The sequence below is a fragment of the Brevibacterium sp. AGC70 genome, assembly GCF_057334195.1.
On record NZ_JBHFIH010000018.1, the window covers coordinates 194,432 to 220,079 of the forward strand.

At 63.3% G+C, this 25,648-nt stretch carries 22 protein-coding genes; 8 read left to right on the forward strand and 14 right to left on the reverse strand.

The window, feature by feature from the left end:
• Positions 1-150 precede the first annotated feature (150 nt).
• The gene (locus ACE03M_RS16225) at positions 151-939 is read left to right on the forward strand and encodes a type 1 glutamine amidotransferase (RefSeq protein WP_485935069.1); all 789 of its coding nucleotides are present in this window, start codon (positions 151-153) and stop codon (positions 937-939) included.
• A 104-nt stretch (positions 940-1,043) separates the two neighbouring features.
• Positions 1,044-2,843 carry an alanine/glycine:cation symporter family protein gene (locus tag ACE03M_RS16230; protein WP_485935071.1) on the forward strand — a complete coding sequence of 600 codons (1,800 nt, stop codon included), beginning with the start codon at positions 1,044-1,046 and terminating at the stop codon, positions 2,841-2,843.
• Positions 2,844-3,019: 176 nt separating this feature from the next.
• Here ACE03M_RS16230 and ACE03M_RS16235 read toward each other — a convergent pair whose 3' ends face one another.
• The 8 genes from ACE03M_RS16235 to ACE03M_RS16270 all read right to left on the reverse strand — a co-directional run bounded on the left by ACE03M_RS16235 (position 3,020) and on the right by ACE03M_RS16270 (position 10,498).
• The gene (locus ACE03M_RS16235; protein WP_485935073.1) at positions 3,020-3,865 is read right to left on the reverse strand and encodes a hypothetical protein; all 846 of its coding nucleotides are present in this window, start codon (positions 3,863-3,865) and stop codon (positions 3,020-3,022) included.
• Positions 3,862-4,542 (reverse strand): DUF6114 domain-containing protein, encoded by a 681-nt coding sequence (locus ACE03M_RS16240; RefSeq protein ID WP_485935074.1) that lies wholly within the window; start codon positions 4,540-4,542, stop codon positions 3,862-3,864. The genes ACE03M_RS16235 and ACE03M_RS16240 overlap by 4 nt, the downstream gene beginning before the upstream one ends.
• Positions 4,542-5,159: a DUF6230 family protein gene (locus tag ACE03M_RS16245; RefSeq protein WP_204235408.1), complete on the reverse strand. Its 618-nt coding sequence runs from the start codon at positions 5,157-5,159 to the stop codon at positions 4,542-4,544. Before ACE03M_RS16245 ends, ACE03M_RS16240 begins: the two co-directional genes overlap by 1 nt.
• A 261-nt stretch (positions 5,160-5,420) precedes the next feature.
• Positions 5,421-6,953, reverse strand: a complete 1,533-nt coding sequence (locus ACE03M_RS16250; RefSeq protein WP_485935075.1) for an AbgT family transporter — start codon at positions 6,951-6,953, stop codon at positions 5,421-5,423.
• Positions 6,954-7,115: 162 nt separating this feature from the next.
• Positions 7,116-7,964: a creatininase family protein gene (locus ACE03M_RS16255; RefSeq protein WP_186293082.1), complete on the reverse strand. Its 849-nt coding sequence runs from the start codon at positions 7,962-7,964 to the stop codon at positions 7,116-7,118.
• Positions 7,961-8,707 carry a FadR/GntR family transcriptional regulator gene (locus ACE03M_RS16260; RefSeq protein ID WP_485935076.1) on the reverse strand — a complete coding sequence of 249 codons (747 nt, stop codon included), beginning with the start codon at positions 8,705-8,707 and terminating at the stop codon, positions 7,961-7,963. The genes ACE03M_RS16255 and ACE03M_RS16260 overlap by 4 nt, the downstream gene beginning before the upstream one ends.
• 58 nt (positions 8,708-8,765) lie before the next feature.
• Entirely contained in the window at positions 8,766-9,725 is a 960-nt protein-coding gene (locus ACE03M_RS16265) for a CE1 family esterase (RefSeq protein WP_485935078.1), read from the reverse strand.
• A gap of 119 nt (positions 9,726-9,844) precedes the next feature.
• On the reverse strand, positions 9,845-10,498 hold the full coding sequence (locus ACE03M_RS16270) for a GntR family transcriptional regulator (RefSeq protein ID WP_485935079.1): 654 nt from the start codon (positions 10,496-10,498) through the stop codon (positions 9,845-9,847).
• Between the two features lie 199 nt (positions 10,499-10,697).
• On the opposite strand from ACE03M_RS16270, the gene ACE03M_RS16275 reads away from it, so the two are divergent.
• Both ACE03M_RS16275 and ACE03M_RS16280 read left to right on the forward strand, forming a co-directional pair.
• Positions 10,698-11,786: a 1-aminocyclopropane-1-carboxylate deaminase gene (locus ACE03M_RS16275; RefSeq protein WP_485935081.1), complete on the forward strand. Its 1,089-nt coding sequence runs from the start codon at positions 10,698-10,700 to the stop codon at positions 11,784-11,786.
• A gap of 364 nt (positions 11,787-12,150) precedes the next feature.
• Complete coding sequence (locus ACE03M_RS16280) at positions 12,151-13,545, forward strand: NAD-dependent succinate-semialdehyde dehydrogenase (RefSeq protein WP_143922817.1); 1,395 nt, start codon at positions 12,151-12,153, stop codon at positions 13,543-13,545.
• A gap of 176 nt (positions 13,546-13,721) precedes the next feature.
• Here the strand turns inward: ACE03M_RS16280 and ACE03M_RS16285 are convergent, their stop codons facing one another.
• From ACE03M_RS16285 to ACE03M_RS16300, 4 genes are all read right to left on the reverse strand, one after another.
• A complete protein-coding gene (locus ACE03M_RS16285) occupies positions 13,722-14,096 on the reverse strand; it encodes a helix-turn-helix domain-containing protein (protein WP_143922818.1) in 375 nt (124 codons plus the stop codon).
• Between the two features lie 47 nt (positions 14,097-14,143).
• The gene (locus ACE03M_RS16290; RefSeq protein WP_143922819.1) at positions 14,144-14,485 is read right to left on the reverse strand and encodes a DUF6204 family protein; all 342 of its coding nucleotides are present in this window, start codon (positions 14,483-14,485) and stop codon (positions 14,144-14,146) included.
• Positions 14,482-15,129, reverse strand: a complete 648-nt coding sequence (locus ACE03M_RS16295) for a TetR/AcrR family transcriptional regulator (RefSeq protein ID WP_143922820.1) — start codon at positions 15,127-15,129, stop codon at positions 14,482-14,484. Before ACE03M_RS16295 ends, ACE03M_RS16290 begins: the two co-directional genes overlap by 4 nt.
• 143 nt (positions 15,130-15,272) lie before the next feature.
• Positions 15,273-16,676: an MFS transporter gene (locus tag ACE03M_RS16300; protein ID WP_485935082.1), complete on the reverse strand. Its 1,404-nt coding sequence runs from the start codon at positions 16,674-16,676 to the stop codon at positions 15,273-15,275.
• A 463-nt stretch (positions 16,677-17,139) separates the two neighbouring features.
• Between ACE03M_RS16300 and ACE03M_RS16305 the strand changes: the two genes are divergently transcribed.
• The 4 genes from ACE03M_RS16305 to ACE03M_RS16320 all read left to right on the forward strand — a co-directional run bounded on the left by ACE03M_RS16305 (position 17,140) and on the right by ACE03M_RS16320 (position 23,194).
• Positions 17,140-18,699 carry a class I adenylate-forming enzyme family protein gene (locus ACE03M_RS16305; protein WP_485935083.1) on the forward strand — a complete coding sequence of 520 codons (1,560 nt, stop codon included), beginning with the start codon at positions 17,140-17,142 and terminating at the stop codon, positions 18,697-18,699.
• Positions 18,700-18,764: 65 nt separating this feature from the next.
• Complete coding sequence (locus ACE03M_RS16310) at positions 18,765-20,054, forward strand: beta-ketoacyl-[acyl-carrier-protein] synthase family protein (protein WP_485935350.1); 1,290 nt, start codon at positions 18,765-18,767, stop codon at positions 20,052-20,054.
• 69 nt (positions 20,055-20,123) lie between these two features.
• Positions 20,124-21,329: an acyl-CoA dehydrogenase family protein gene (locus ACE03M_RS16315; protein WP_143922919.1), complete on the forward strand. Its 1,206-nt coding sequence runs from the start codon at positions 20,124-20,126 to the stop codon at positions 21,327-21,329.
• Between the two features lie 194 nt (positions 21,330-21,523).
• The gene (locus ACE03M_RS16320) at positions 21,524-23,194 is read left to right on the forward strand and encodes an amidohydrolase (protein ID WP_143922822.1); all 1,671 of its coding nucleotides are present in this window, start codon (positions 21,524-21,526) and stop codon (positions 23,192-23,194) included.
• A gap of 33 nt (positions 23,195-23,227) precedes the next feature.
• Here ACE03M_RS16320 and ACE03M_RS16325 read toward each other — a convergent pair whose 3' ends face one another.
• Together ACE03M_RS16325 and tcuA are read right to left on the reverse strand one after the other, a co-directional pair.
• A complete protein-coding gene (locus ACE03M_RS16325) occupies positions 23,228-23,911 on the reverse strand; it encodes a GntR family transcriptional regulator (protein ID WP_485935084.1) in 684 nt (227 codons plus the stop codon).
• A gap of 168 nt (positions 23,912-24,079) precedes the next feature.
• Positions 24,080-25,558, reverse strand: coding sequence for an FAD-dependent tricarballylate dehydrogenase TcuA (gene tcuA / locus ACE03M_RS16330; RefSeq protein WP_143922824.1), 1,479 nt, complete (start codon positions 25,556-25,558; stop codon positions 24,080-24,082).
• Between the last annotated feature and the right edge of the window lie 90 nt (positions 25,559-25,648).

Genomic DNA, 25,648 nt, shown 5'->3' on the forward strand with positions numbered 1-25,648 from the left:
CCCCCCCCCCCCCCCCCCCGCTTCGTCTGGCTATCTGTCACGTTGTCGGATTCACGGTTCTGTTGCATTCGAGACCTTGTCGGCTTCATCCCATTCTCGGATTCGAGACCTTGTCGACGGCGTTGGTTCGGATCGGTGACAATGGTCGGCATGAGCGAAGTGAGAATCCTGGTCATCGAACATGAAAGCGGCGCTGGCCCGAAGAGGTTCGGCGAGTGGCTGAGCGAAGCTGGCGCCGAGGTGGTTGTCATTCGTCCCTACCTGGGCGATGAGATTCCTCCCGCTCTCGACGGCTCGGCTCCGCCCGTCGGTTCGGCTGATAGTGACCGCTATTCCGCTCTTCTCGTCCTCGGCGGGTCTGCCGGTCCACTCGAGGACACCGTCAATCCATGGCTGCCCCAGGTCAGGGACTTGCTGCAGCGATCGGCGGTGGGGGAGTTCCCGAGCTTCAACATCTGCCTCGGCGGGGAGCTCCTGGCAGCGGCCACCTCGGCGAAGATCATCCGCCGGGAACATCCGCAGATCGGGATCTACGATCTGCACACCACCTCGGCGGGGGAGGAGGATCCAGTGTTCTGCGCCATCGCAGGAGAGACATTTCCCGCGGTCCTCTTCCACCAGGAGGAGATGGAGCTGCCAGACGGCGGTGAACTCCTGGTCACCGGTTCCGATGCTCCGATCCAGGGTTACCGGGTAGGGGAATTCGCGTGGGGGACACAGTTCCATCCCGAATCCGACGCCGCGCAGGTTCAGCAGTGGCTGAGCTCGGACCCGTTACGGCTGCCCGACGGCAAAACCAACGAGTCGATCACGACGGAGGTGGCCGAGGCGGACGCCGATCTGATACGGATCAACCAGACACTTGCGCACGGCTTCGTCGACTTCCTGCGTGGACGCCAGCGAACTGTGGAGGAGCGCGGTGGCCCCAGGCTTCGTTGAAAGCTGAATATCAGCTGACAGCTTGAGGCGTTCTTGCTAGGTTGTCTTCAGGCGCCGGTGCCGGACCGATCCTCCGGACGAATCGCAACCAAGCGCCCGTGAGAATGAATCCCATAATTGAAAATTCTGACCAAGTCCACGACATCGCTGTCTTGGATTCCATCCCGATCAGTGCCGACCGGATGACCACCGCTTCCCAAGCTCTTGACGGTTCAGTGAGCCCCGATATCACAGCAAGCTCTGACATCACAGCAAGCCCTGTAGTCACAGCAAGCCCTGTAGTCACAGCAAGCTCTGACATCACAGCGTCAGGCGTCGACCAGGCAATCGAATCGTTCTTCGGTCCGATCGCGCAGGCCTTCAGCAGCATCGTCTTCTTCGAGCTCACGATCGGCGACCTGGCCATTCCGCTCATCGTCGTCTGGCTCATGGCAGCCGCCGTCTTCCTCACCGTCTATCTGAGATTTCAGCCGGTCACAGGGTTGAAGTACTCGCTCGGAATCATCCGCGGGCGATTCACACGCAAGACCGACCCTGGTCAGGTATCGAGTTTCCAGGCGCTCGCCACTGAGCTCTCCGGCACGGTGGGTCTGGGCAATATCGCCGGTGTGGCCGTCGCCATCACCATCGGCGGACCCGGGGCCGCTCTGTGGATCATCATCTTCGGCTTCTTCGCCATGACCGTGAAGATGGCCGAGGCGACCCTGGGCGTGAAGTACCGAAAGGTCCATGCCGATGGGACAGTCTCCGGTGGCCCCATGTACTACCTGCGTGACGGGCTGGCCGAGATCGGTCGCCCCAGGCTGGGAAAATTCCTCGCAGTCTTCTACGCCGCAACCACTGTGATCGGTGTGATCGGAGCAGGCAACCTGTTCCAGGCCAATCAGGCCGCCTCGATCCTCGTCAAGGCTACCGGTGCTGAAGGCAGCTTCCTCGACGGAAAATCGTGGCTCATCGGTACCGTGTTCGCGGCTCTCACAGCTCTGGTCATCCTCGGCGGAATCAAGAAGATCGGGCAGTGGACCTCGAAGCTCACCCCGATGATGGCGATCCTCTACTTCCTCAGCGTCCTCGTCATCCTCACTATGAATGCCAGCGAGATCCCGCACGCATTCGTGCTGATGTTCACCGGTGCATTCAGCCCCGACGGTGTCGCCGGCGGAATCATCGGCGTCGCCATCGTCGGCATCCAGCGTGCCCTGTTCTCAAATGCGGCAGGCGTGGGCTCTGCCGGTATGGCCCATGCCGCATCGAAGACGACGAAGCCGGCGACCGAGGGCTTCGTTGCGATGTGGGAGCCGCTCATTGACTCCGTCATCGTCTGCACCCTGACTTCCCTGGCCATCATCACCACCGGCCTCTACGATTCGACGTCCGAGGATGGAATCGGCTTGACGTCCGAGGCCTTCGCGAGTGTCGCCGGGTGGTTCCCGGTCCTGCTCACGATCTGTGTCGTGCTCTTCGCCTTCTCAACGATCCTTGCCTATGGCTATTACGGCCAGCAGGCTCTGGGGTACCTGACGGGGAACTCGAAGAAGGCAGACAAGGCATACCAGGTCTTCTGGATCCTGGCGGTCATTGTGGGCGCGTCGATGTCGCTGGAGTCTGTCATTGCGTTCTCAGACGCGATCTTCTTCCTCATGGCCTTCCCCAACCTTCTGGGCCTGTACTTTCTGTCCAGAATCCTGCGCCTTGAGATTCTGCGGCTGCGCAAGCGCATCGACGTCGGCATCATGCGTGAGATCACACCCGCCGAGCTGCAGGTCGGCATGGGGGATCATGAGCCGACGATGGAGCAGATCAGAGCCGCGGAGGCGGGCCGTCGTCGTAAGCGCGACAAGTTGCGTGAGGTGCGGGATTCGCTCAGAGCCAAGAAGCTGGCGCGTGCCCAGAAGGACAGCTGAAGAACGGCGGTTGAAGAACGGCGGTTGAAGAACGGCAGCTGAGGAACGGCAGCTGAAAAGTTCCGCGTATCCTGACGCCGAAGAGGCCCGTCGTTTCCCAGCAGTATGCAGTGCTGGGAAACGACGGGCCTCTGTTGGGTGACGCGCCTGCGACGAACGAGTCGACGCGGGAGTGATCAAGCTTCCTTGAGCTCCTGGTCGGTGTTCGAGTAGTTGATCGAATCGGCTGTGGTACCGACCAATCCCATCGTGACTCGCAGGAGTCCCGGTTCGACATCGTCCATGGTCGGCGGCGTTTCGGGACCCAGGGTCAGCGAATCGCCGTTCTTCGTCGTGGCGGTGATCGAACCGATGTACACCGTGACATCGCCCTTGAGCGTCATCGTATCGGCCAGGGTCAACAGCCCTTCTTTCTCCTCCGGCGGGCGCACCGTGAGTGAGAACCCGGAGATTGTTATCTCGTCAGCCTGGATCTTCAACGTGGTGATCTTTCCGCCGTCGGCGGTCGGAACAGCGGCGAACGAGATCCCTTTGAGCCCCTTGAAGGAGAGTGACTCAGACCCCATCGCCGCGGGAGTCTTCGTGAAGATCGGAGCATCCTCATCAAGCTGAGCATCCTTCGGGAAGTCACCGTTGAGCTCTTCATCCGACTTCTCGTCCGGGTCTTTGACCCCCAACCCACCGGGGTCGGTGGGCTCCGTCGTCGGTTCATCCGTCGGCGTCTCAGTCGGTTCGTCCGTAGGTGTCTCGGACGGTCCGTCTGTGGGCGTCTCAGTCGGTTCGTCCGTGGGCCCCGGCGTTGCGGGGGTCTTCGGCTTCACCGGAACCTCCGGAGAGATCGGTGCTTTGGGCTTCGTGTCATCCGGACCCGGCTCAGTCGAATCCGAACTTTCACATCCGAGCAGCGGAGTGCACAGCGGAGAAGAGTGAGCGGGTGCTGCTGCTGTCACTCCCACGGCCGAGGGGACGACGAGGGCAGCTGCCGCCAAGAGCGACGCCGTGCGGCGGCTGGGCGCCCTCATGCAACGTCCTTGTCACCTGCGGATTGAGTGTCTTCCCTCCGCCCGGCAGCTGGTGCCTGAGCGTCCGAGCTGTGAGCGTCGGACTTCGGCGCCCGCGGTCCCATCCAGGCGACAATGAGGATCGATCCGATGGAGGACAGCAGCATTCCGAGGATGAATCCGCCGAGGTTGACCCCGACGAGCGAGTAGACCGCAAGAACGAGAGCGATGATCCCGTAGAACACGTGATGCGTTGGCCTGAAGATCGTCAAGAGCGCGAGCACCACGAGAGCGATCGGAATGACCGTGGCCTGCAATCCTTCGATGCCGAACTGGATCTGGAGGTTGCCAGTGTCGAGCTGCCCGGAGAAGAAGAGCTCGATTCCTCCGAGTGCGGCCAGCACTCCGCCGATGAAGGGGCGCTGCCGACGCCAGTTCCGGAAGCGGCGACGCTTTGGGGCATCCTCATGACCGGCTTCTTCGCGCGCGGCGTTCTCACGACCGGCGCCTTCGCTGCTGGCATCCTCACGACCGGCCGTTGCAGCGTCGAATTCGGCCGTCTCAACGGTCGATTCGGGCCTGGCCTCCTCGCGCTCACTATCACGGCGCGACCGGCGGGACAGCGCGAGCAGGCTCGTTCGCTGCTCGGAGCCCTCCTGCTTGTCGGTCTGCTGATCGTTGATTGCGGCCTCCTTCATCAGAAGCACTTCTCGGATCCGTCAGTGAGCTTCAGCTCCATGTCCTTCAGGGTGAACACCGAGGCCGTGGTGCTCCATGAGTCCTGTTTCAAGTCCTTGATCGAGACCGTGTCGGCGTCCTGGGCGAAGTCACCCTTGGACCCTTTTTCCTTGGTGTTGACGTCGGAAGCGTCCACGCCGATGCGGATGTTCTTGAACTCGGCGTCGCCCTTGAGTCCCGTCATGCCGATCTGAAGGTTCTTGGCCGATGCTGGCTCGCCTTTTCCGCCAGCCTTGATGAGAACGCCCACCTTGCCCATCGGGGTGTCCGCGACTGCAGACTGGCAGAGATTTTCGAGCGTGGCGTTGCCGATGTTGGCGGTCACGACGGAGTGCTTTGCACCCTCTGCGTCCTTGGCGACCCCGCTGTACTGGGAGAAATCTGTTCCCTCGAGCTGTGTGGAGCTGATCTTGAACTGGCTTCCCGATATGGCGAATGAAACAGGTACTGCACCCTGAGCAACCCCACCCATAAGGATGGCGGAGACAACGCCGGTAGGAATCGCTACCAAAGCGATCCGCCCCGCGTGGGATTTGCCGACCGCGCTGATGCTGCTGGCGAGCTTTGGGAACTTCATTGATCCTCCTCCGGATGCCGACAGCTATGTCAGCATCGCATCGTGACGTATCTCGTCGCGTTGTGATGTATGTTACTGCGGGGTATTACCGACGAGTATATCGGTCAATTGTGTCGAGTCAATAACTTTTTCTTCACACGGTTTCACGGCGATCTGTTGAAAGGACCCTTGAGCTCTAGCTGATTGCCCAGGATGCAGAACATGTGACCAGGTCATGGACCCGTGACCAGCGAGGTGAGTACATCACAGTCTGGGCGAAGTTCACCGTACCGGAGCATCTGGGCCCAGCGGGATGCCCAGGCCCCACCAGAGGAAGAAGAGCAGGCTCCACATGATCGTCATGCACACCGCCAGCGGCAGGGTGTGTGAGGCAAGGGTGCCGATGCCGGCGGACTTCTGATAACGCTGCATGAAGCCGAGGGCAAGGATGAAGTAGGGGCTCATCGGAGTGATCGCAGTCGAGCCCGAATCAGCGATGCGGAAGATCGCCTGCGAGGTCTCAGGCGGAACGTCGAGGAGCATGAGCATCGGCACGATGACCGGGGCCATGATCGCCCACATGGCCGATCCGGAGGTGATGAGGACGTTGACGACGGAGAGGACGAGCAGCACGAGGATGAAGATGACCCATGTCGGCAGGCCGAGGCCGGTGAACAGTTCCGAGCTCGACACGGAAACCAGCATGCCGATGTTCGTCCACTCGAAGTACTCGAGGAACTGCGCGATCGCAAAGAACAGGACGAGTACCGGGGCCATGGACACGATGCCCTGGCTCATGAGCTTGGGGACGTCGGCGAACTTCTCGATCGTGCCCTCACGGAACCCGTAGACCATGCCGCCGACGCCGAAGAGCATGGCGATGATGAACGCGATGCCGGTCAGAAACGGGGACTCTCCGATGGGACCGTCTCCGCGCAGGGGAGCGTTGTCCGGGACCACCAGGACGACGACGAAGAGGAGCATCGCGATCACTGCGAACATCGAGTACCGCAGGGCTGAGCGTTCCCTGTCGGTGATGACGAGGTCTTCGTGCTCGGCGTCCTCGTCGGCCTCGAGGTTCTGCCGCTTCGTGAGCACGAGCTCGGTGACGATGGTGATGACGATGGCCAACAGGATTGAGCTGGCGATGTTGAAGTACCAGTTGCCGATCGGGGTGACCAGATAGTCGGGATCGATGATGTGGGCCGCCGCCGAGGTGATTCCTGCGAAGATCGCATCATTGGGAGTCGGGATCGGGCTGGCGTCATATCCCGAGGCGATCGAGGTGTACGCGACGATGACGCCGAGGACGGGAGAGCGGCCGACCGCCTTGAACACCATGCCGCCCAGCGGGACGAGGATGACGTAGGCCGCGGCCGAAGCAACGTGGGAGACCGTCCCCATGAACGCGACGGTGAAGACGATGAGGGATGCGGGTACCCGTGCGATCGAGACCTTCATCGCCGTGGACAGGAGTCCGGTGCGCTCTGCCAGGGCCACGCCCATGATGACGACCATGATCGTGATCAGCGGTGGGAAGGCCTGGTAGGCGTCGAGCGAGGTGCTCACCGCCATCGCGATCCCGTCGCCGCTGAGCAGGTTGTTCACCGGTGTCCATTCTCCGGTGCCGGGGTCGTTGACCCCGACTCCCATGAAGGAGAGGACGAGGCTGAGGACGGCGAGGATGCCTGCCAGGATCCAGAACAGCCAGAAGGGGTGCGGGAGTCGGTTGCCGACGTTCTCGATGACGTTGAGGAATCGGATGACGCCTGGGAGTCGCTCCTGAGTGGGTTTGTCGGTGGTGGTCGTTTCCATGGCTGGCTCCTGTTTGTCCAGGTGATGAAGGAGCATTTGGGCACGACTCGGCGCTACCCGTGAACTCCATTGGTCAGAGAGGTGGGACTGAGATGGGGAAGGTGTGGCGGTGGCGGAAGTCTGCTGGGGCAGACGACCGCTGAGATCAGGCGGCGAAGGCTGTCATAGGCGCAGCATCTCCCGGGAGTAGGCGACTAGTGCAGAGATGACCTCGCCGAGGATGTCCTGCCCTGCCGCAGCCGTGGCGGTACGTGGATCCCCGAGGACCCCGTTGTCAGAGTATTGGTCGAAGGTGACGGCGCTCGACGGTGATTTGGTCCGGGTCAGTCGCGCCCGCGGAGACAGTTCGTCTAATGCTGTGGCTCCGGCGCTCAGATGGGCCGAGTCGACGAGGCGGTCGTCGATGGCCAGCATCTGCGAGGTCTCTGATTCCCCGGAGTGCCCGCTGACTTCGGTGCGGGGCAGTGCCGCCGTGGTCTCGGTGGCCAGGCCGCTGACCGGTGAGTAGGCGAAGGCGAGTTCCGGGTGGGAGCTCAGCAGCACCTGTTGGGCGACGCCGAGGGCGGCGATATTGCCCCCGTGGCCGGTGATCACCAGGATGCGGGTGAAACCGGAGTCGCAGAGCTGGCCGGCGATCGTGGTGACGACGTCGACGAAGGTCCGCGGATCGAGGCTGACCGTCCCGGGCAGATTCCCGTGATGAGGAGACACTCCGTAGTCGATGCTCGGGAGGACGAAGGCCCGGCCAGGCACGGTTCTGTCACTGCCGACCAGATCTTCGGCCGCCGCCGGTTCTTCGGCCACTGCCAGTTCTTCGGCCACCGCCATGGCCACATGGTCGGCTCGGATGCTGTCGGTGCTCAGGGGGAGTCCGTCGCCGTGCTGCTCGCAGGCACCGACAGGCAGGATGAGGAGAGCGTTGTCCTCCTTCGCGACTTCGACCTCGAGCGAGGTCAGTTGCCCGTACTTGCGAACCTGTGGTCGGATCACGGTCACGCTCTGACGGGTCACTGCTCGGTTCCTTCGGTGAGTGCGGGCGAATCGGTCGCAGCGAGGGACTCGGCGGCCGTGGCCTCCTCGGCGTCGGTGCGTTCCGACCAATCGGCGAGGACGGCGGCCCTGATGCTCTCGAGGTGCTTACGGGTCCGATGTGACGCTTCGAGTCCGTCGCCGCGCTTGATGGCATCGAGGATGTCGGCGTGCTCATCGTGGTCGCGGAGACGGTCGTAGGTGAACCGGGCCGCCTGCTGAGTGCGGGAGTGGATGGCCAGCAGCGAGACGAGCATCTCGTGCAGGGCTCGGTTCCCCGAGGCCTTAGCCAGCTCCACGTGGAAGTGTCCCGCAGGCACCTCGGTGTGCAGCTGCAGTGCATTGTCGACCGCGGTCTCCATCGTCTGCACGGCATCCTTGCCCTGAACGCTCGCCGCAAGCTCTGCGATGCCGGGTTCGATGGCGATGCGAGCATCGAGCAGCTCGATGGCGGCGGCGAGGTCGACGGGCACATAGTGCGGGTTGTCGAGGATCCGGCGGTTGATCGCCTCCCGCACATAGGTCCCGGAACCGTGCTTGAGCTCGACCGATCCGGTGGCCTCGAGGCGGCGCAGGGCCTCGCGGACGGTGGGGACTGTGACCTCGAAGCGTTCTGCCAGGGCTTTGGCCGAGGGCAGGGTCTGGCCGGGTTGCAGGTTCTGTGAGCGAATGGTCTCGACGATCTCACGAGTGAGTCGTTCGACGAGTCCGATGGGTGTTGTCATGGCACTCTCCTTCAAGTGTTTAAGTCATCTAATCACTTAGTGAATCGAGTGTCAAGGGTCACTCATCGATGCGTGGGTGATTCTCGAAGAAGGCCCATATCGTTTCCGTGGCGGAGAAGTGCTCGGTGACATAACCGCCTCCGCTGTACATGGTCTCACCTGGCCAGACGTGCCCGCCGTCGGCAACAGAATAGAGTTCGACATCGGCCCCGTCCTGGCAGTTCTGCCACTGGGTGCGCACGACTTTCTCACCCTTCTTGCCGACTTTCCTGTCCTTCGAGCCTGTGCAGCCTGCGGCCTCTGTCCATGGCTCCAGCCAGGTTCGCACTGCCGGATAGATCTCACCCTGGCGCTCGCCCCCCTCATAGTGCATGGTGGCGTCGCCGGTGCCGTGGATGGCGAGCATCGGCGTCGGATCGGAGTAATCACATCCCGCGAAGGACTGCGGGTAGTAGGCGCCGGCGACGGTGGCGAAGGCGGAGAATCTGTCCCGCAGCTGGCAGGCGAGGACCGAGACCATCCCGCCGCCGTTAGACTTTCCGGTCGCGTAGACGCGATCGAGATCGATGCAGTATTCACTTTCGATCGAGTCGAGCAGATCGGCGACGAAGCGCACGTCGTCGGCTCCGCTGGCGTATGGCGCGCCCTGCCAGGCACGTTTTCCGTCCTCGGCGATGCCGTCGGGGAAGACCGTGATGGCAGGCAGTGCGGGGAGTCCGGTGTAGTTCTGAAACTCCGCTCCGTCGGAGCCCCTGCCGTGGAAGCCGAGGATCAGCGGCAGCGGGGCGGTGAAGTCGTAGTCGCGGGGAATGTTGACCCGGTAGGTTCGTTCCTCGCCCGCCGAGGTGATCGTGCCCTGGTCGTTCCCTGGCTTATTCTCGACCCCGCACCCCGATGAGGTGCGACTCTGGTCCTGGCTGGGCGGGGAGGCGGCGGCGTCGGTTCGCGGTGTGAGTGCAAGTGCCAGGCCGAGCACGAGGGCCAGGATCAAGCTGATGGGCAGTGTGCGTTTCATCATCGAATGCAATGTTCTTCCTTTGATCGTCGGTGATCGTGGGCATTACAATACACGAGTCATCTAATCACTTGATGAATTAATTTGAACGCGCACTATCCCGGTTGGGTCAGCAGGCGGGGTCAGTCGGCCCTATCGCTGGTGAGTGTTGACCAGTTCTCGCATGTCAGTGCCATCGCCCGGTCGGCGTCGCCGGCACGGACGGCGGCAACGATCTCCGCGTGCTGCTGGGGCGAGGAGGATCCCTTGACGGAGTCGAAATGCAGGTATTCGGCTCGCCGCAGTGTCGCGGTGACGACTTCCAGATGATCGGGAATGAGGGGATTGCCGCTGCGAGCCAGTGCGACCTCATGGAATGCATCATCGGCGGTGATGGCAGCGTCGATGTCGGCATTGCGCAGGGCCGATCTCAGCTCTTCGTTGGCGGCTTCCATTCCGGAGATATCGGATTCATTGAGGTGCGGGAATGCGAGGCTCATGGCTAAAGCGTGCAGCTTAGCCGCGATCTGGCGGGCGTGGACGACTGCCTCGGGATTCTCCGGTGCCACGCGGGTCATGCGTCCCGGTTCGGCCACGACCAATCCGGCCTGTGCCAGGCGCTGAAGAGCCTCGCGGACAGGAGTGCGTGAGACCTGCAGCCATGCGCCCAGCTCCTGGTCACGCAGCTGTTCCCCGGGAGCCAGTTGGCCCCGAACGATGGCGTCGCGGATCGAGCGATAGACGTCATCGCGCAGCAGCCTCCGCTGGGGGATCGGCGCATTCGTGGGAATCGGCACTCTCGACCTCTCGATCCTGATCTATGGGGTGGATGTCTACAGGGTGGACGCGCCCGGCAGTCCTGGCATGTGGGACAGGGCGCTGGCCCCATTGTAGTCCTCACCAGAATGCAATATATTGCATATCGCCGGCACTTATCGGCAGCGGCTTGAAGCAGCTGCTCTCCAGCTTCCAGCACCACCAGACGAAGAGGACACCATGCCAATCACCGATTTCGAACGCTACCCGCTGACCTTCGGGCCCAGCCCGGTCCACGAGCTGAAGCGACTGAGCGACCACCTCGGTGGGGCTCGGGTGTGGGCCAAGCGAGAGGACGTGAACTCCGGTCTCGCGTTCGGGGGCAACAAGACCCGCAAGCTCGAATACATCGTTCCCGACATCCTCGCCTCCGGCGCGGACACGCTCGTCTCGATCGGCGGTTACCAGTCGAACCACACTCGCCAGGTCGCTGCCGTCGCGGCGCACCTGGGGCTGAAGTCGCGCCTCGTGCAGGAGCGCTGGGTCGACTGGGATGACCCGGTCAACGACAAGGTCGGCAACATCGAACTCTCCCGCATCATGGGCGCCGATGTGCATCTCGACTCGGCTGGATTCGACATCGGCATCCGGTCCAGCTGGGAGAATGCCATCGCCGAGGTTGAGGCTGCAGGAGGCAGGCCCTACCCCATCCCGGCCGGTGCCTCTGAGCACAAGTTCGGTGCACTCGGATTCGTCAACTGGGCCTACGAGGTCGCCGAGCAGGAGAAGGAGCTCGGCGTCTTCTTCGACACGATCATCGTATGCACGGTCACCGGCTCCACCCACGCGGGAATGATCGCGGGCTTCGCCGCACTCGAGGCGGCAGGAGGTCCACATCGCCAGGTCATCGGCATCGACGCCTCTGCAACCCTGGACAAGACCCGTGATCAGGTCAAACGCATCGCGAACAACGCAGCAGGTCTCATCGGACTCGGTCGGGAGATCACCGATGAGGATGTCGACATCCGCTCCGGCTGGGAAGGCCCGGCCTACGGCATCCCCGACGAATCGACCATCAACGCGATCCGCACAACCGCGGAACTCGAAGGTGTCATCCTCGACCCTGTCTACGAGGGCAAGTCGATGGCTGGCCTCCTCGACCTCGTCGGCTCAGCTGATGCCGGCGGCCCAGCTGGTGCCGACGGTCAGGCTGAAGACGAAGGCCAGGCTGATGCCGGAGACCGGGGCGCAGTGGCGAAGGATTCGACGGTTCTCTACGCTCACCTCGGCGGACAGCTTGCGCTCAATGCCTACAGCTCGATCTTCTGAGCCGTTCCGTCACAACGAAGGGTTGGCCGCCTCGTTCAACGCTGAGTCAGAATTTCGCTGTTGCCTTGACGCAAAAACCTGACTCGGCCTTGAATGAGCGCCGCGGCGCGGTGCAGATATCGTGAGCGCGTCGTGCCGTGGATGCGGATTTCGTGACATCACCCGCGAAATCCGCACAACCTCGGCGAGGGTGGTCCGGGCTGTCGCGAACTGATGATTCCCCCAGGTTCCGCCACTTGTTGCGCACGTCACGTGTTGATAGCGTGAGAGGCAGGCATACGCGATCCGTCGATTTCGGCGGTGAACAGCGATGCAAACGCCTTATCCGGCGCCACCAGGGCGCCACTAGTCAAAGGAGTCTGGAATGAGCAATGTAGGCAGTGCTGCAGGCGGCTACCGTGTCGAGAACCCAGCCACGGGCGAGGTCGTCGAGAGATTCGACAACGCCACTGACGCGCAGATCGAGGAGACTCTCGACGCAGCTCACAAGGGCTTCCTGAGCTGGCGCGAGAAGACGATTGAGGAGCGCGGTGCGATCGTGAATAAGGTCGCCGCCCTGTTCGGTGAGCGCAAGGAAGAACTCGCGACGGTCATCGCCTTGGAGATGGGCAAGCCCGTCGCCGAAGGCATCGAAGAGGCCGAGTTCTGCGAGGCCATCTTCAACTACTACGCGGACAACGGCCCGAAGTTCGCCGCGGACGAGCCGATCGAATCGATGTCGGGCGGCAAGGCATTCATCCAGCGCCGACCCGTCGGAGCACTCCTGGGCATCATGCCCTGGAACTTCCCGTACTACCAGGTCGCCCGCTTCGCGGCGCCCAACCTGGTGCTGGGAAACACGATCATCCTCAAGCATGCGGAGATCTGCCCCCGTTCATCGGCGATCATCGCCGACATCATGAAGGAGGCAGGAGTTCCCGAGGGCGTGTACAACAACATCTACGCCACGCATGAGCAGATCGAGACCGTCATCGCCGATGACCGGGTCGAAGGCGTCTCGCTGACAGGCTCCGAGCGTGCCGGTTCGGCCGTGGCCGCCACAGCGGGCAAGAACCTCAAGAAGGCTGTCCTCGAGCTCGGCGGCTCCGATCCCTACATCGTCCTCGACACTGACAACATGGACGAAGCTGTGGACACGGCGTGGGGCACCCGCCTCTACAACACCGGTCAGGTCTGCAACGCGAACAAGCGGATGATCGTCATGAATGACATCTACGATGACTTCGTGTCCGGACTGACCAAGCGCGCCCAGGATTGGACGAAGGGCACCCCCGACGAGGCGGGCGACGGCAAGTATTCGCCCATGTCCTCACGTGGTGCTGCGGAGAACCTGCGCAAGCAGCTCGACCGTGCAGTCGAGCAGGGTGCGAAACTCGTCGGCGGCGAGCTCGCCAGCGACGGTTCCGCCTACGTATCGCCAGCCGTGCTGACCGGGATCACCTCGGACATGGACGCCTACCGCGAGGAGCTTTTCGGACCCGTGGCCACCGTCTACAAGGTGAGCAGCGACGACGAAGCACTCACGCTGGCCAATGACACCCGCTTCGGTCTCGGCGGCGCCGTGTTCTCGAAGGACGAAGAGCGTGCTGCGAAGCTGGCTCAGCGTCTCGACGTGGGCATGACGAACGTCAACACACCAGGCGGCGAAGGTGCGGAGATTCCGTTCGGCGGCACCAAGCGTTCAGGCTTCGGCCGCGAGCTCGGCCCCTACGGCATGGACGAGTTCGTCAACAAGCGCATGTACTACGTCGCTGACTGACCGTCACGCTGAGCTGCAGTTGACCGGCGCGTAACGTCGATCGCTGCTGAGTAAAGGAGCAATCAGTGCGGAATCCGACGTGATTCTCGCACCGATTGCTCCTCTACTCTCTTTCGCGGACGATGGGAGTGAATATAGTCGGAGCCTCGACATGTGTGTGGGGCGGCACAGAAGTTTCAGCTGGTCGCGATGCGGTGAGAGCGCAGCCCGCCCAGTGCTGTCGTCACCTGGGCGGGATCAGTGCTGGTGTCGGCGAACCATTTCTGAGCCGCCGCCTCCGCGAGCCCTTCGGCCTGGTCGATGAGGAAGGCTCCGCTCTCGGTGAGGACGAAAGTGCCGCTCTCGGATCGCTCGACCCAGCCGAGCTTCTCCAGGGGCCGCACTGCGCGCAGAGCCTGTGAAGCTGACTCATCCATCGCCTCGGCGAGCTCGGAGCGGGTCAGCCCTTCGTCCGAGGTCTTCGAGCCGTCGTCGCGGCGGCCGATGGCCCGCAGGCGTCGCAGATCGTCGAAGGACAAGCCGACCCGTTCGAGTGCTCCGGATATGCGCATGTCCAGTCCGCTCTTCGAGCAAGACACAAGCAGTGCAGCCGCGAGGCTCATCGACTCACCCTTCGACACAGCTTGACGTCCTCGACGCAGACCGATGAGATGTCGACGAGTCTGCCGCTTAGGCCCCTCTTGTCGAGGTCGGCCTTCGCGAGCTCTTCGGCGCGCAGATGGGCGATCACTTCGGCATCGTCGGGAGATTCCTCCTCGACAACGATCTCGAACCGGTGCTGATAAGTGACCAGTTCGGACGTGTAGAGGAACGTGCCCTCCGAGGTGAAGCGCGCGGTGAACATATCGTGATCGTCCTGCGCCGCTCGCAGTGCTGTGCGCTGGGAGTCGTTGAGGTCGGCGAAGCGGCCTCGGACCGTAGTGCGGTAGGTGCGGATCATGAATGTGTTCCTTGTGGATCTGCGGTTGTGGTGCTGCGGGTGGCGTGGTCGAAGAGTGCCAACAACTCAGAGGTCATGGCTTCTGTATGGGCGGATCCTCCTCTGCGGCTCAGGCTCGCGGCCGTCGTGTCGAGGACCGAACGGAGTGCCAGAGCCATCGTGAGCGGGTCGAATCTGCGCATCTGCCCGAGTCGTTGTCCCTCCTCGAACAGTGCGACCAGATCGCCGGCGGAGTCCTTGGCCCGATCGTCATAAGATTCGGCGCCGCTGCGGCTGAGGTACTCGACCGCGGCGACGATGGCTGCCGCCGAGGCCGGTTTGGTTCGGGAGTAGTCCATCGAGGTGGTGATGTAGTTCGCCAGCCGTGTTCTGGTTGAGGCGGGGCGGGACAGAACTTCAGTCAGCTGTGTGCCCAGGTCAATCGCGACCGAATGGACCACGGCGCTGGCGAGTTCGACCTTGTCGGCAAAATTCCCATGTATCGCACCCCGGCTGAAGCCTGCGTGCTCGGCGACCGCATTGAGCGGGGAGCCCGCCACGCCATTCGTGGCAAAGAGGTCGATTGCCGCAGCGATGAGGTCGCTGCGAGTTCTCTCCTGGCTCTCTCTGCGTGTGAGGCGGGGACGCTTGGGTGATGATGCCATGCATTCAGGATACATCAAAGTATCTGAATACTTTAAAGTATATTAAATTCAAATCTATGGTCATCGACGCGAACTCGCCCGTGCCTCCAGATCTCAGGGCGCGGGCGAGTGCGGTGGTGCGCGGGGAGCTCGTCGAGAAGCTGTCAGTTTCCGGCGGACTTTGCAGCGGTGCGCTCCTCGGCGGTTGGGATCTGAACGATCGGTCCGAGCACCACCGTGTAGAAGAAGATGCCGATGCCCAGGATGACTCCGCAGACGATGAACGCGGCTCCGAAACCGCCGGTGGCTTGAACTACGAAACCGGTGACGATCGGTGCCGAGACGCCGATGAGGTTGTTCACCGAGTTCATGATCGAGCCTGTCGCACCGACCCCGCCCTCGGGGGCGATGAGCGCAGGCAGGGAGTTGGTGACGCAGAAGGAGACCGTGATCCCGCTGGTGCCCAGGGTGATCCAGAACAGTGCCCAGCCCGGGTCCTCGGTGAATGCTGCCCCCATCACCGTCATGGCCAGGAGCATCCCCGCAATGATGAAGGTCTTGCGGACAGCCGTGCCTGACTTCCCGATCCGCATCAGGTGGTCAAGCAGCCAGCCGGGGAAGATGAACTCGACGGCCACGGCGACGAGCCACGGCAGGGCGGTGAAGATACCCGAGGACATCACGCTCATGCCCATCTCCGACTGCAAGTAGCCGGGCAGCCACGTCAGGAGCATCCACTGCGTATAGCCGGCGCACCCGAGGCCCAGGGACATACCCCAGACCTTGCGCTGCTTGAGGATGTAGCCGAGGTTGGCCAGAGGGTTGGGGCGAGGTGCGTCCTCGTCCTGCGCTCCACCCTCACGGATGTATTCGAGCTCAGAGTCCTTGAGCTTACCGAGGCGATTCATCTCCTTGGGGTCGCGGTACTTCCAGAAGAAGACGAACACATAGGCAAGGCTGAGGAGGCCCATGGCCACGAAGGCTCCGCGCCAGCCGAAGGACACGACGGCCATGGCCACGAGTGGGAAGCCGATGACATTGGACAGGCGCTGACCGGAGTCGAAGATCGCTGTCGCCGTTCCGCGTTCGGAGCGCGGGAACCAATAGCCCGTTGCCTTCATCGCTCCGGGGAAGATCGGTGATTCGGCCATGCCGAGGATGATGCGAGCCAGAATGAGCAGACCGGTGCCGCTGATGATCGCAGTGATGAAACAGGAGACGCTCCACATGATCGTCGCGACCCTGAAGACCCACTTGATGCCGATCTTGTCGAGGAGGAGACCGGCAGGAATCTGCATGAGCACGTAGGACCAGCCGAAACTGGACAGGACGATGCCCATCTCACCAGCGGTGAGCCCGAAGTCCTCCCGAATATGGCCCTCTGCCACAGCGATCGAGCTGCGGTCGATGTAGTTGATGAGCACACCGAAGAACAGCAGAATCGCAATCGCCCACCGCATCTTGCCGATGCCCGACCGGTTGGGTTTCACCCCCGGAGTGTGGGTTTCCTGCGGGGTGAACTTGAGCTCGTCCGGATCGGCGCCGCTCGGCTGGGGCTGAGGCTCCACAGTGAGTCCCTTCGTTGGTATTTCGGTATTGGTGTCTCGGTCGTCAATGACCGAGCGGCATGGGAATGGACTCCGGGGCGGCAACGCCCATGATTCCACGATATGGAAATGGTATTTCGTTAGAGCCAGGTCAACGTATAACGGCAGTTAATGGAATGTCAAAGAGCCTGCTTTGCTGAGTAGTTCCGGGCGGTTATCGAAAGCAAGGGGAAATGGATGATGCGCCACGTCTGCGCTGGTAGCAGGGTCAGGTCGAAATTTAATCCGATATTTCGGATTGTCGTCTCCGGTTAGACAATTGCGCGTTTTCGCGCCGATCGACCGAAGCCCGATAATTGAATGATTACAGATTAAGAATTGAAACCGGTGACTCCTATACTGGGGAAGCGGCCCAGACCGGGCCCACAGGCCGGCTGAGGACACACCCGGATCCAGTCAGGCCGCAGCTATCTGGAGGTCATACGTGCCGATCACCTCGACGATCCTCGACGTCGCTGGGAGCCATCCCGAGCAGCTCGCCCTCGTCGGCGCTGACGAGCGGCTGACCTACTCCGAACTCGTCGAAGACTCTCGCCGGATGTTCGCCGTCGTCGATGAACTTCATCGAGCGCAGACCGACTCGCCAATGCCCGCGCCGGAGACCGACGGCATCCCTATCACCGCCATCAGCATCACCTCGGCGTTTCACACCTCGCGCATCATCGCCGGGCTTGCCGGGTACCGCGCCGTGTCCGCGACCATCGATCCGCGCTGGCCGCTGACCCACCAGGTCGGTGTCATCCGGGCCACCGGAATCGGTGTGATCATCAGTGACTCACCCACTCTCGCCGAGGCGCTCGCCTCCTCCTCCTGGACCGGTACAGTCATCAGCCTCGCCGACTTCCGCGCCCGCGAAGCCGCCCGCACACACGCCACCGCCTCCATTCACGGGACCGTCGCCGCCGGTGAGCCGCCCGCGAGTCCGACCCCCGCACCCGCCGTCCGCGATGCGTCCGAGCCCTTCCTGATGCTCTTCTCCTCGGGCACGACGAGCAACCCGAAGGCCTTCATCAAGACGCGGCAGCAGTATCGCGACAATGTCTCAGTCTCCTCAGCCCACCTCGAACCGCTGCCCGGAGTCGCGACACTGGCACCTGGCCCTGTGTCCTACAGCCTCACGCTCTACGCGATCATCGAGAGCCTCGCGACCGGGGGCAGCGTGCACGTCGCCGACGAGTTCGACCCGATCACAATGGGTCGGCGCATCGAATCCGAGGCCATCACCCGTGTCGTCGCGGTTCCCGCAGTCGTCCGCGCCCTCGCCGAGGCGGCCCGTCGCGACCCCGAACGTTTCACTCACCTCGACCTCGTCGTCACCGGCGGAGCCAATCTGCCGGCGAGCATCCGCGACCGCCTCGCCGAGATCCTCCCGGACACACGACTGATCAGCTACTACGGTGCCGCAGAGATCGGTTTCATCGGCGACAGCCGTGATGGTGATGGCACCTGGATCACCGTCTATCCGACCATCGGTGCTCAGATTCGGGACGAGTCCGGCGCCGAGGTTCTCGAGGGAGAACTCGGCACGCTGTGGATCCGGGCCGCGGCCTGCTCATACGGCTACGTCACCGGCACCACCGACGCGGTGCTGCGTGGAGCAGACGGTTGGGCCACAGTCGATGACCAGGGGCGGATCGAGAACGGCAGGCTGCAGCTGGCCGGTCGGGCCGGCGATATCGCCATCACCGGTGGTCACAAGGTCTCATTGCCGGAAGTCGAGCGGGCATTCGAAACGTACGACAACCTCGGCGAGGTATGCGCCATCGCCCTCGAGGACCCGGCGTTGGGCAGCCTCATCGCCCTCGTCATCGAAGTGAGCGCAGACAAGACCGCGCTGCTGAAACATGCACGTGCCCGCCTGGCGCCGCAGTTCGTTCCCCGTCGCGTCTATCGTCTCCAGCACCTGCCAAGGACGGTCGGCGGGAAGATTCGGCGCGTCGAAACCGTTGACCTCATTATGGACGGACTAGGACAGCGACTGTGAGCGGACAGGTCTCCACAGGCCGGGGCGCACCGACCACCGAAGGCAGCCGCGTCGTCATCACCGGAATGGGCGCGATCACGCCGAGCGGCAACGACGTCGACGAGCTGTGGGATTCTGTGGTCACCGGCCGCAGCGCAATCGGTCGACTCGAGGGGGAGCAGTTTGCGGATCTGGCGGTGCGCATCGGTGGCCAGGTGACAGGTTTCGACGCTGAGGCGGTCCTGCCCCGATCTCTCGCTCGCCGACTCAGCCCGGTCCAGCACTGGGCCATCGCCGCCGCAGACCAGGCCCTGGTGCAGGCAGGGATCGCACGCCCGGACACGGGGGCGAAAACGGATGCAGGGGCGCAGGCCGATGACGCTGACGGCCTCCCTTGGGACCGATCCCGCGCAGCCGTCATCGCTGCCACCGGCTCCGGCCCCGTCGATGCCATGCAGAACGCCACACGCTCACTGCTCGACGGCGGCCCCCGCTCGGTTCCCCTGACATTGGCGATCCACGGTGCACCCGACTCGGCCGCGGCGCTGCTGAGCCAGCGCTACGATTTCCGCGGGCCCGGGCAGGGAATCTCGGCCACCTGCGCCAGCGGGGCCATCGCCCTCGGCGAAGCAATGCGCCGCATCCGTCACGGATACGCCGATGCGGTGCTCGTCGTCGGAATGGAGGACTGCCTCAACGCGGTCAACCTGGCCTCGAACGCGAACATGCGAGCGCTCGCCGCCGGCTTCGAAGACGATCCCACATCCGCCAGCCGGCCCTTCGACAGTGCGCGATCCGGGTTCGTCATGAGCCAAGGCGCCGGTGCGATCCTCCTCGAATCCGAGGCCGGAGCCGCCGCCCGCGGGACCACCGTGCTCGCCGAGCTGGCAGGATTCGGAGCCGCCAGCGACGCCCACCACCCGACGAACCCGCACCCCGATGGCCGAGGTGCCGCCTCAGCGATGAGCCAGGCCCTGGCCGACGCTGGGCTGGACCCGGAGGGTATCGACCACATCAACGCCCACGCCACCGGCACCCCCGCCGGCGATGCGGCAGAGCTCAAGGCCTTCGACGCCGCACTCGGCGCCACCGCCCACTCGATTCCGATCAGCGCCACGAAGTCGTCCACGGGCCACCTCCTCGGTGCCTCGGGGGTCGTCGAAGCCATGATTGCCATCCGAACGATGATGGAGCAGACGCTGCCCCCGACTCTCAACCTCGAGACCTGCGAATTCGACGGATGGAACATCGTTTCAGGTCAAGCACGCAACATCGGCCGTGACGGTGTCGACGATGCGCCGATCGCCACAGTCCTGTCGACCTCGTTCGGATTCGGCGGGCACAACGGTGCGATCATTCTGCGTCGGCCCCGCTGATCAACGTGGGACTTCGACTCGCTGCCCCCGATCCAATGGGGAATCTGACCCCGTCCGCTAGGAGACATGATGACCGACCGTGAGACCCGCCTCGGAGAACTGGCCGAGAAATACCTTCCCGCCGAGGTGTGTGAGCGTTTCCGCGAACGTGCGGGCGTCTACGACCGTGAGAACCGCTTCTTCGACGAAGACCTCGAGGAGCTGAAGTCTCTGGGCTACCTCACTCTGTTCGTTCCGGACGCCTACGGAGGTCCGGGGCTGAGCCTGCACGAGGTTTCGCGTCTGCAGCAGCGCCTGGCCTCGGCGGCTCCGGCCACGGCATTGGCGATCAACATGCACCTCATGTGCACCGGTGTCGTCAAGGCACTCAACGACCGCGGCGATGCCTCATTGAACTGGGTGTTCGACGAGGCGATGGCGGGGGAGATCTTCGCCTTCGGCATCTCCGAACCCTCCAACGACTGGGTCATGCAGGGGTCGAACACTGAGGCTGAACCGACCTCTGACGGCGGCTACCTGCTCACCGGCGTGAAGATCTTCACCTCACTCTCACCCGTGTGGACGCGCCTCATCGTCCACGGAGAGATCGCCTCCGAAGAGGAGGGAATCGCCGGCCCCGATGCAGACCAGCCAGCCGAGGGTCAGTTGGTCTACGGCTTCATCGAACGCGGAGCCGAGGGCATCACGGTCTCCGACCATTGGGACGTCATGGGAATGCGGGCCTCCCAGTCACGGGCGACGATGCTTCACCAGGTGCCCATGCGCCCCGAACGGGTCTCGCGCACCATCCCGGCAGGCAAGCACCCCGACCCGCTGACCTTCGCGATCACCAGCAACTTCCAACTGCTCATCGCCTCCGTCTATGCCGGCGTGGCCGCCCGCGCGCTCGAACTCGGCGCTGCCGGGCTGAAGAAGCGGAAGTCTGCGAAGTCCGGGACCACCTTCGCCGAGGTGCCCGAGACTCGCGCTCGCCTCGCCGACGCGCACCTGGACTACCTCGCCGTCCCCGCCATGCTCGACGCCTACACCAGGGACTTCGACGCACTGGTCGACCACGGGGCCGGTTGGCCGCTGCGATTGGTGGGAGCCCGGATCAAGGCCTCCGATGCGGCCAGGAACGCGGCTGAGACGGCTCTCATGTGTTCCGGTGGCGGCGGCTTCGACAACAGCCACGAACTCTCGCGCCTCTACCGGGATGCGACCGCCGGTCTGTTCCATCCGCCGAGCGCTGACGCCGCCCGCCCGATGTACGCGGCAGCCCTCCTCGACGACTGAGCGGCCCGAGCGGTGTTCGTCCGACCGGGCAAGCTGTCAGGGCGGCGCGACGGGTCTACAGCGCTGAGGGGTGAACGGCGCTGAGGGTTGAACGGCGCTGGGTGCTGAACGAGGCTGAAGGTTGAACGGCGCTGTCGGGTCTGGCGTGGCACGATGGTGGGTAACTCACACCAGCTGCAGAGACGGAGCATCCGATGGACGAGAGAACACCGACGATCGTGCGCGCGAACTCGATCGTGTCGCAGGCGAGGACGCGGCAGGGCGCCCACAGGTCCCTAGCAACGCCTGATTCCCTCACCGGCTCAGCCGCCAGCTCGGCTCTCGAACCTGAGGCGTTGGCGATCACCGGCGAGACCATCACCGCCACCGGCTCAGTGTCAGAACTGCGAGACAGGTTCCCCGCCGCCGAGGTGCTCGACTTCGGCGACTCGACCATCATCCCCGGTCTCAACGACGCCCACATCCACCTCGCCCTGACTGCCGGTGACGCCCTCCACCTCGACCTGTCCCATGAAGCAGTCAGAGACGTTCCCACCCTGTTGGACACGATCGCCGCGGAGGTGAGGGCAGCCTCGGCGGGGGTGTGGGTCAAAGGCAGTCGCTATGACGATGAGAAGACCGGGATCGTCCTCCGCGACGAACTCGACCGGATCGCGCCCGAGACCCCGGTTCTCGTCAACCACGTCGCCGGACACTGGGGCGTGGTCAATTCGGCCGGACTGCGATTCCTCGGCATCGACGAGTCTTCACCCGACCCGGACGGCGGCCGCAATGACCGCTATTCCGACGGTCGGCTCAACGGGAAGCTCATCGAGCGGGCGCTGATGAACGTCCTCATGCCGGCCACTGCCCGCGGGGAGCGTTTCATTCCCGGGGACACGGTCGAGGACCTGCAGCTCGGCGCCGCGCGGACGATCGCGAAGTGGAATGCCGCGGGCCTGACCTCGATCTGCGACGCACTCATCAGCCCCCAGGACATCGGGATCCTCTCAGCATTGCGCGCCGACGATGCACTCGGCCTGCGCATCGGCATGCTTCTGTCCATCGACCACTATGACAAGGCCGCCGAGTTCGGAATCGGCAGCGGTTTCGGAGACGATCGTCTTAAGCTCATCGGTGTCAAAGCCTTCCTCGACGGGGCGATCGGTGGGCGGACCTGCCTGCTCTCCGAGCCGTTCAACGACCCGAGCTATCAGGGTGTGCAGACCACTTCGACCGAGGAGCTGCGAGCCGACGTCGAGCGCGTCCATACCGACGGCAACCGCATCGGCGTCCACGCGAACGGCGACGCCGCGATCCGCCTCGTCCTCGATGCCTTCGAAGACGTTGCTGCCCGGATCCCGCGCCCTGGTCTGCGGCACCGGATCGAACACTGCAGCCTCATCGACGACGACATCCTGAATCGGATGAACCGCCTCGGCGCCGTTGCTGTCCCCTTCGCCGGATATCCGGGCTATCACGGTGGGGCGCTGAACTCCTGGTACGGCGAGGAGAGGATGGAGCGGATGTTCGCCCACCGCTCGTTCCTCGACGCCGGAGTCACGGTGGCCGGATCATCGGACTATCCGTGCGGGCCCTATCAGCCGCTTTTCGGACTGCAGTCGCTGGTGACGAGGACCGGCGTCGACGACGGGATCACCGTCGGAGCCTCGCAGAAGGTCACAGCAGCCGAGGCGCTGTCGATCTTCACTCTCGGATCCGCCGAGGCCTCAGGGGAGGAGTCCTGCAAGGGCAGACTGGCACCGGGATACCTCGCCGACTTCACCGTCCTCGGAGATAACCCACTGACAGTCGACCCTCACGGAATTGCGGACATCGACGTGCGCGCGACGTATGTCGGTGGGAGTGAGGTGTACGGGGGCTGAGGCCCAGAGGGTGTTCGTACAGCTGGCCACGTCCTAAGACAGGGTCGAGACCTGCTGCTCGAGCACCATCTGGCGAAGCATGTCGAGACGGATTGAGCGCGCGGTGGTGAAGTGGCCGCGGGCGATCTCGCGAGCCCGAACGGGATCCCTATTCTCGATGGCGCCGATGAGGGCTTCGTGCTCGTCGAGCGCTTCCGCCCAGCGGTTGCCGATCGAGAGTGTGGAATGCGGGGCGTGGACCAAGTGGGTCGTCAGCCTGTTGAGCAGATCTTCGAGCACGGGATTGTGGGCAGCGGACCACACCGCGGCGTGGAATTCCAGATTGCTGCGGATCAGTGTGCGGTCACTGGCGTCATCTAAGCCGCGGTCTCGTTCGAGCAGCGCCTGCAGCTGGAACACGTCGCGGATTGAGCGCTCCATCGCGGCCTGTCCGGCCACTTCCTCTTCCAACAGGATCCGGGTGTCATAGACCTGGACGATCTTCTCGGTATCGATGGCCGCGACCTCTAATCCACGCGCCTTGCGAGAGACGAGGCTGGCTTCCTCCAGTCGGCTCAGCACTTCCCGAACGGGGGTACGTGAGACTCCGAAGCGCTCGGCAAGGGCAACTTCCTTGAGCTGAGTCCCCGGGGAGATGGTTCCGTCAAGAATGTCCATCCTCAGCGCTTCGAAGATCGAATCGCGATCTGTCAGTTGAGCGGCAGCGGAGTTCTTCATACGACCGCACGTCCCTTCTGGCTGGTTTGTATCGCATTCAAGCACTATGTATACAGTACGCCATGGCTCCCGACTCGACAGTGCGAGAACGAGAAGCCATGGCGTACCGAACACCTGATTCCAGAGCGAACCGATAGACGGATCGCTCTGGAAACAGTGCGATCCTGCTCAGGCGATGGAACCGGCGCGGCGACCGAAGACGCAGCCTGCGGCCAGTCCGGAACCGCCGGGGTAGTTGAGGCTGAAGAGGCCACCGAGCATCTCGCCAGCCACCATCAGCCCGGGAATCGGCTGACCCGATTCGTTGAGCACACGTCCCTCGAGATCGGATTTCAGGCCTCCGAAGGTGAAGGTGATTCCGCACGTGACCGGGTAGGCGTAGAAGGGGCCCGACTCGATCGGTGCCGCCCAGTTGCTCTTGACCGGAGTGACATCGGAGCTCTTTCCGTCCTTGATCGTCGGGTCGAAGTCGACGTCGCGACGAACTCCTACGTTGTATTCCTCGATCGTGGCGGTGAACGCGTCCGGATCGATATTCAGCTTCTCGGCGAGCTCAGGCAGAGTATCGGCGATGACCTCGGAGATCTCCGGCATTTCGTACTCTTCGCTGCGCAGCATCGGGCGCAGATCGCGGTCGAAGATCTGATACGCGGTGGAGTCCGGCTGTTCCAGAATCACTTTGCCGTACTTCGCATAGGTGTAGTTGCGGAAGTCCGCCCCCTCATCGAGGAACCGCTGGCCCTCATTGTTGACAAGAACGCCGAGGTGGTAGGACTGCCGGGTGAGACGGTTCGTGAGTTCCCGGTTGGATTCGTTCTTCGGGGTGAACGCATCCCACTGGACGCTGTGGCAGGTCGACCAGTCTCCACCGCGTGCGGCCCCCAGATCGAGGGCGGCACGGAGCATGTCTCCCTTGTTGAGGGGAGTGCCACGGACCTTGGCATTGGCCCAGCGCTCGCCCATGTGCTCGGCGCGCATCTCGGCATTGGCTTCGAATCCGCCCGCAGTGAGGACAATGGATTCGGCGCGCAGGGTGACCACTCCGTCCGGGGTCTCGGCGCTGACTCCGCGCACCTGACCGTCTTCGACGAGCAGTTCCGTGGCGCGATGGCCGTATCGGACGTCGGTGCCCATCTGCGTCGCGACTTCGGTGTGGTCGGCGATGAGGCCCTGGCCGCCGTCGACGTTGCCCACGTGCAGTCCGCCCCAGAACAGGTAGGAGCCGTCGGGACGTTCATAGGCCTGTCGTTCATACATCAGGCGGTACTTCAGACCCAGCGACTTCAGCCACCTGAGGGTCGAGTGAGACTCCTCGGCGAGGACGTCGGCGAGCTCGAGGTCGGTCCGTCCTTCGGTGACCCGGACAAGGTCGGCGATGTACTCGTCCTTCGAATAGGGCGGGACCTCACTGACGGGGTGGCGGTCATCGGCCTCCACCAGGTCGGTCAGGTCATCGATCCCGTTGTGGACGATGCGGGTGGCACCCGCAGTGTAGAAGCTGTTTCCGCCCGCACTGCCGTCGCTTCCTGCCTCGAGAAGGATGACTGAACGTCCTCTTTCGCGGGCGGCATGTGCTGCAGTGAAGCCGGCATTGCCGCCGCCGACGACGATCACCTCAGCATCGAGTTCCTGATTCTCTGTGCTCACAACGAGCCTCCCTTTATGTGTATCAATGGTCTGAGAAAAATGCAGACGCTTCAGAAAAAGTACTTGCAGTATACGAGTGTACTCGCTTAC

What these genes read in the sequence shown, in the direction of transcription:
- ACE03M_RS16225 (WP_485935069.1), top strand. Translation starts at nt 151, where the DNA reads ATGAGCGAAGTGAGAATCCTGGTCATCGAACATGAAAGCGGCGCTGGC.
- ACE03M_RS16230 (WP_485935071.1), top strand. Translation starts at nt 1,044, where the DNA reads ATGAATCCCATAATTGAAAATTCTGACCAAGTCCACGACATCGCTGTC.
- ACE03M_RS16235 (WP_485935073.1), bottom strand. Translation starts at nt 3,865, where the DNA reads ATGAGGGCGCCCAGCCGCCGCACGGCGTCGCTCTTGGCGGCAGCTGCC.
- ACE03M_RS16240 (WP_485935074.1), bottom strand. Translation starts at nt 4,542, where the DNA reads ATGAAGGAGGCCGCAATCAACGATCAGCAGACCGACAAGCAGGAGGGC.
- ACE03M_RS16245 (WP_204235408.1), bottom strand. Translation starts at nt 5,159, where the DNA reads ATGAAGTTCCCAAAGCTCGCCAGCAGCATCAGCGCGGTCGGCAAATCC.
- ACE03M_RS16250 (WP_485935075.1), bottom strand. Translation starts at nt 6,953, where the DNA reads ATGGAAACGACCACCACCGACAAACCCACTCAGGAGCGACTCCCAGGC.
- ACE03M_RS16260 (WP_485935076.1), bottom strand. Translation starts at nt 8,707, where the DNA reads ATGACAACACCCATCGGACTCGTCGAACGACTCACTCGTGAGATCGTC.
- ACE03M_RS16265 (WP_485935078.1), bottom strand. Translation starts at nt 9,725, where the DNA reads ATGATGAAACGCACACTGCCCATCAGCTTGATCCTGGCCCTCGTGCTC.
- ACE03M_RS16275 (WP_485935081.1), top strand. Translation starts at nt 10,698, where the DNA reads ATGCCAATCACCGATTTCGAACGCTACCCGCTGACCTTCGGGCCCAGC.
- ACE03M_RS16280 (WP_143922817.1), top strand. Translation starts at nt 12,151, where the DNA reads ATGAGCAATGTAGGCAGTGCTGCAGGCGGCTACCGTGTCGAGAACCCA.
- ACE03M_RS16285 (WP_143922818.1), bottom strand. Translation starts at nt 14,096, where the DNA reads ATGCGCATATCCGGAGCACTCGAACGGGTCGGCTTGTCCTTCGACGAT.
- ACE03M_RS16290 (WP_143922819.1), bottom strand. Translation starts at nt 14,485, where the DNA reads ATGATCCGCACCTACCGCACTACGGTCCGAGGCCGCTTCGCCGACCTC.
- ACE03M_RS16295 (WP_143922820.1), bottom strand. Translation starts at nt 15,129, where the DNA reads ATGGCATCATCACCCAAGCGTCCCCGCCTCACACGCAGAGAGAGCCAG.
- ACE03M_RS16310 (WP_485935350.1), top strand. Translation starts at nt 18,765, where the DNA reads ATGGGCGCGATCACGCCGAGCGGCAACGACGTCGACGAGCTGTGGGAT.
- ACE03M_RS16315 (WP_143922919.1), top strand. Translation starts at nt 20,124, where the DNA reads ATGACCGACCGTGAGACCCGCCTCGGAGAACTGGCCGAGAAATACCTT.
- ACE03M_RS16320 (WP_143922822.1), top strand. Translation starts at nt 21,524, where the DNA reads ATGGACGAGAGAACACCGACGATCGTGCGCGCGAACTCGATCGTGTCG.
- ACE03M_RS16325 (WP_485935084.1), bottom strand. Translation starts at nt 23,911, where the DNA reads ATGAAGAACTCCGCTGCCGCTCAACTGACAGATCGCGATTCGATCTTC.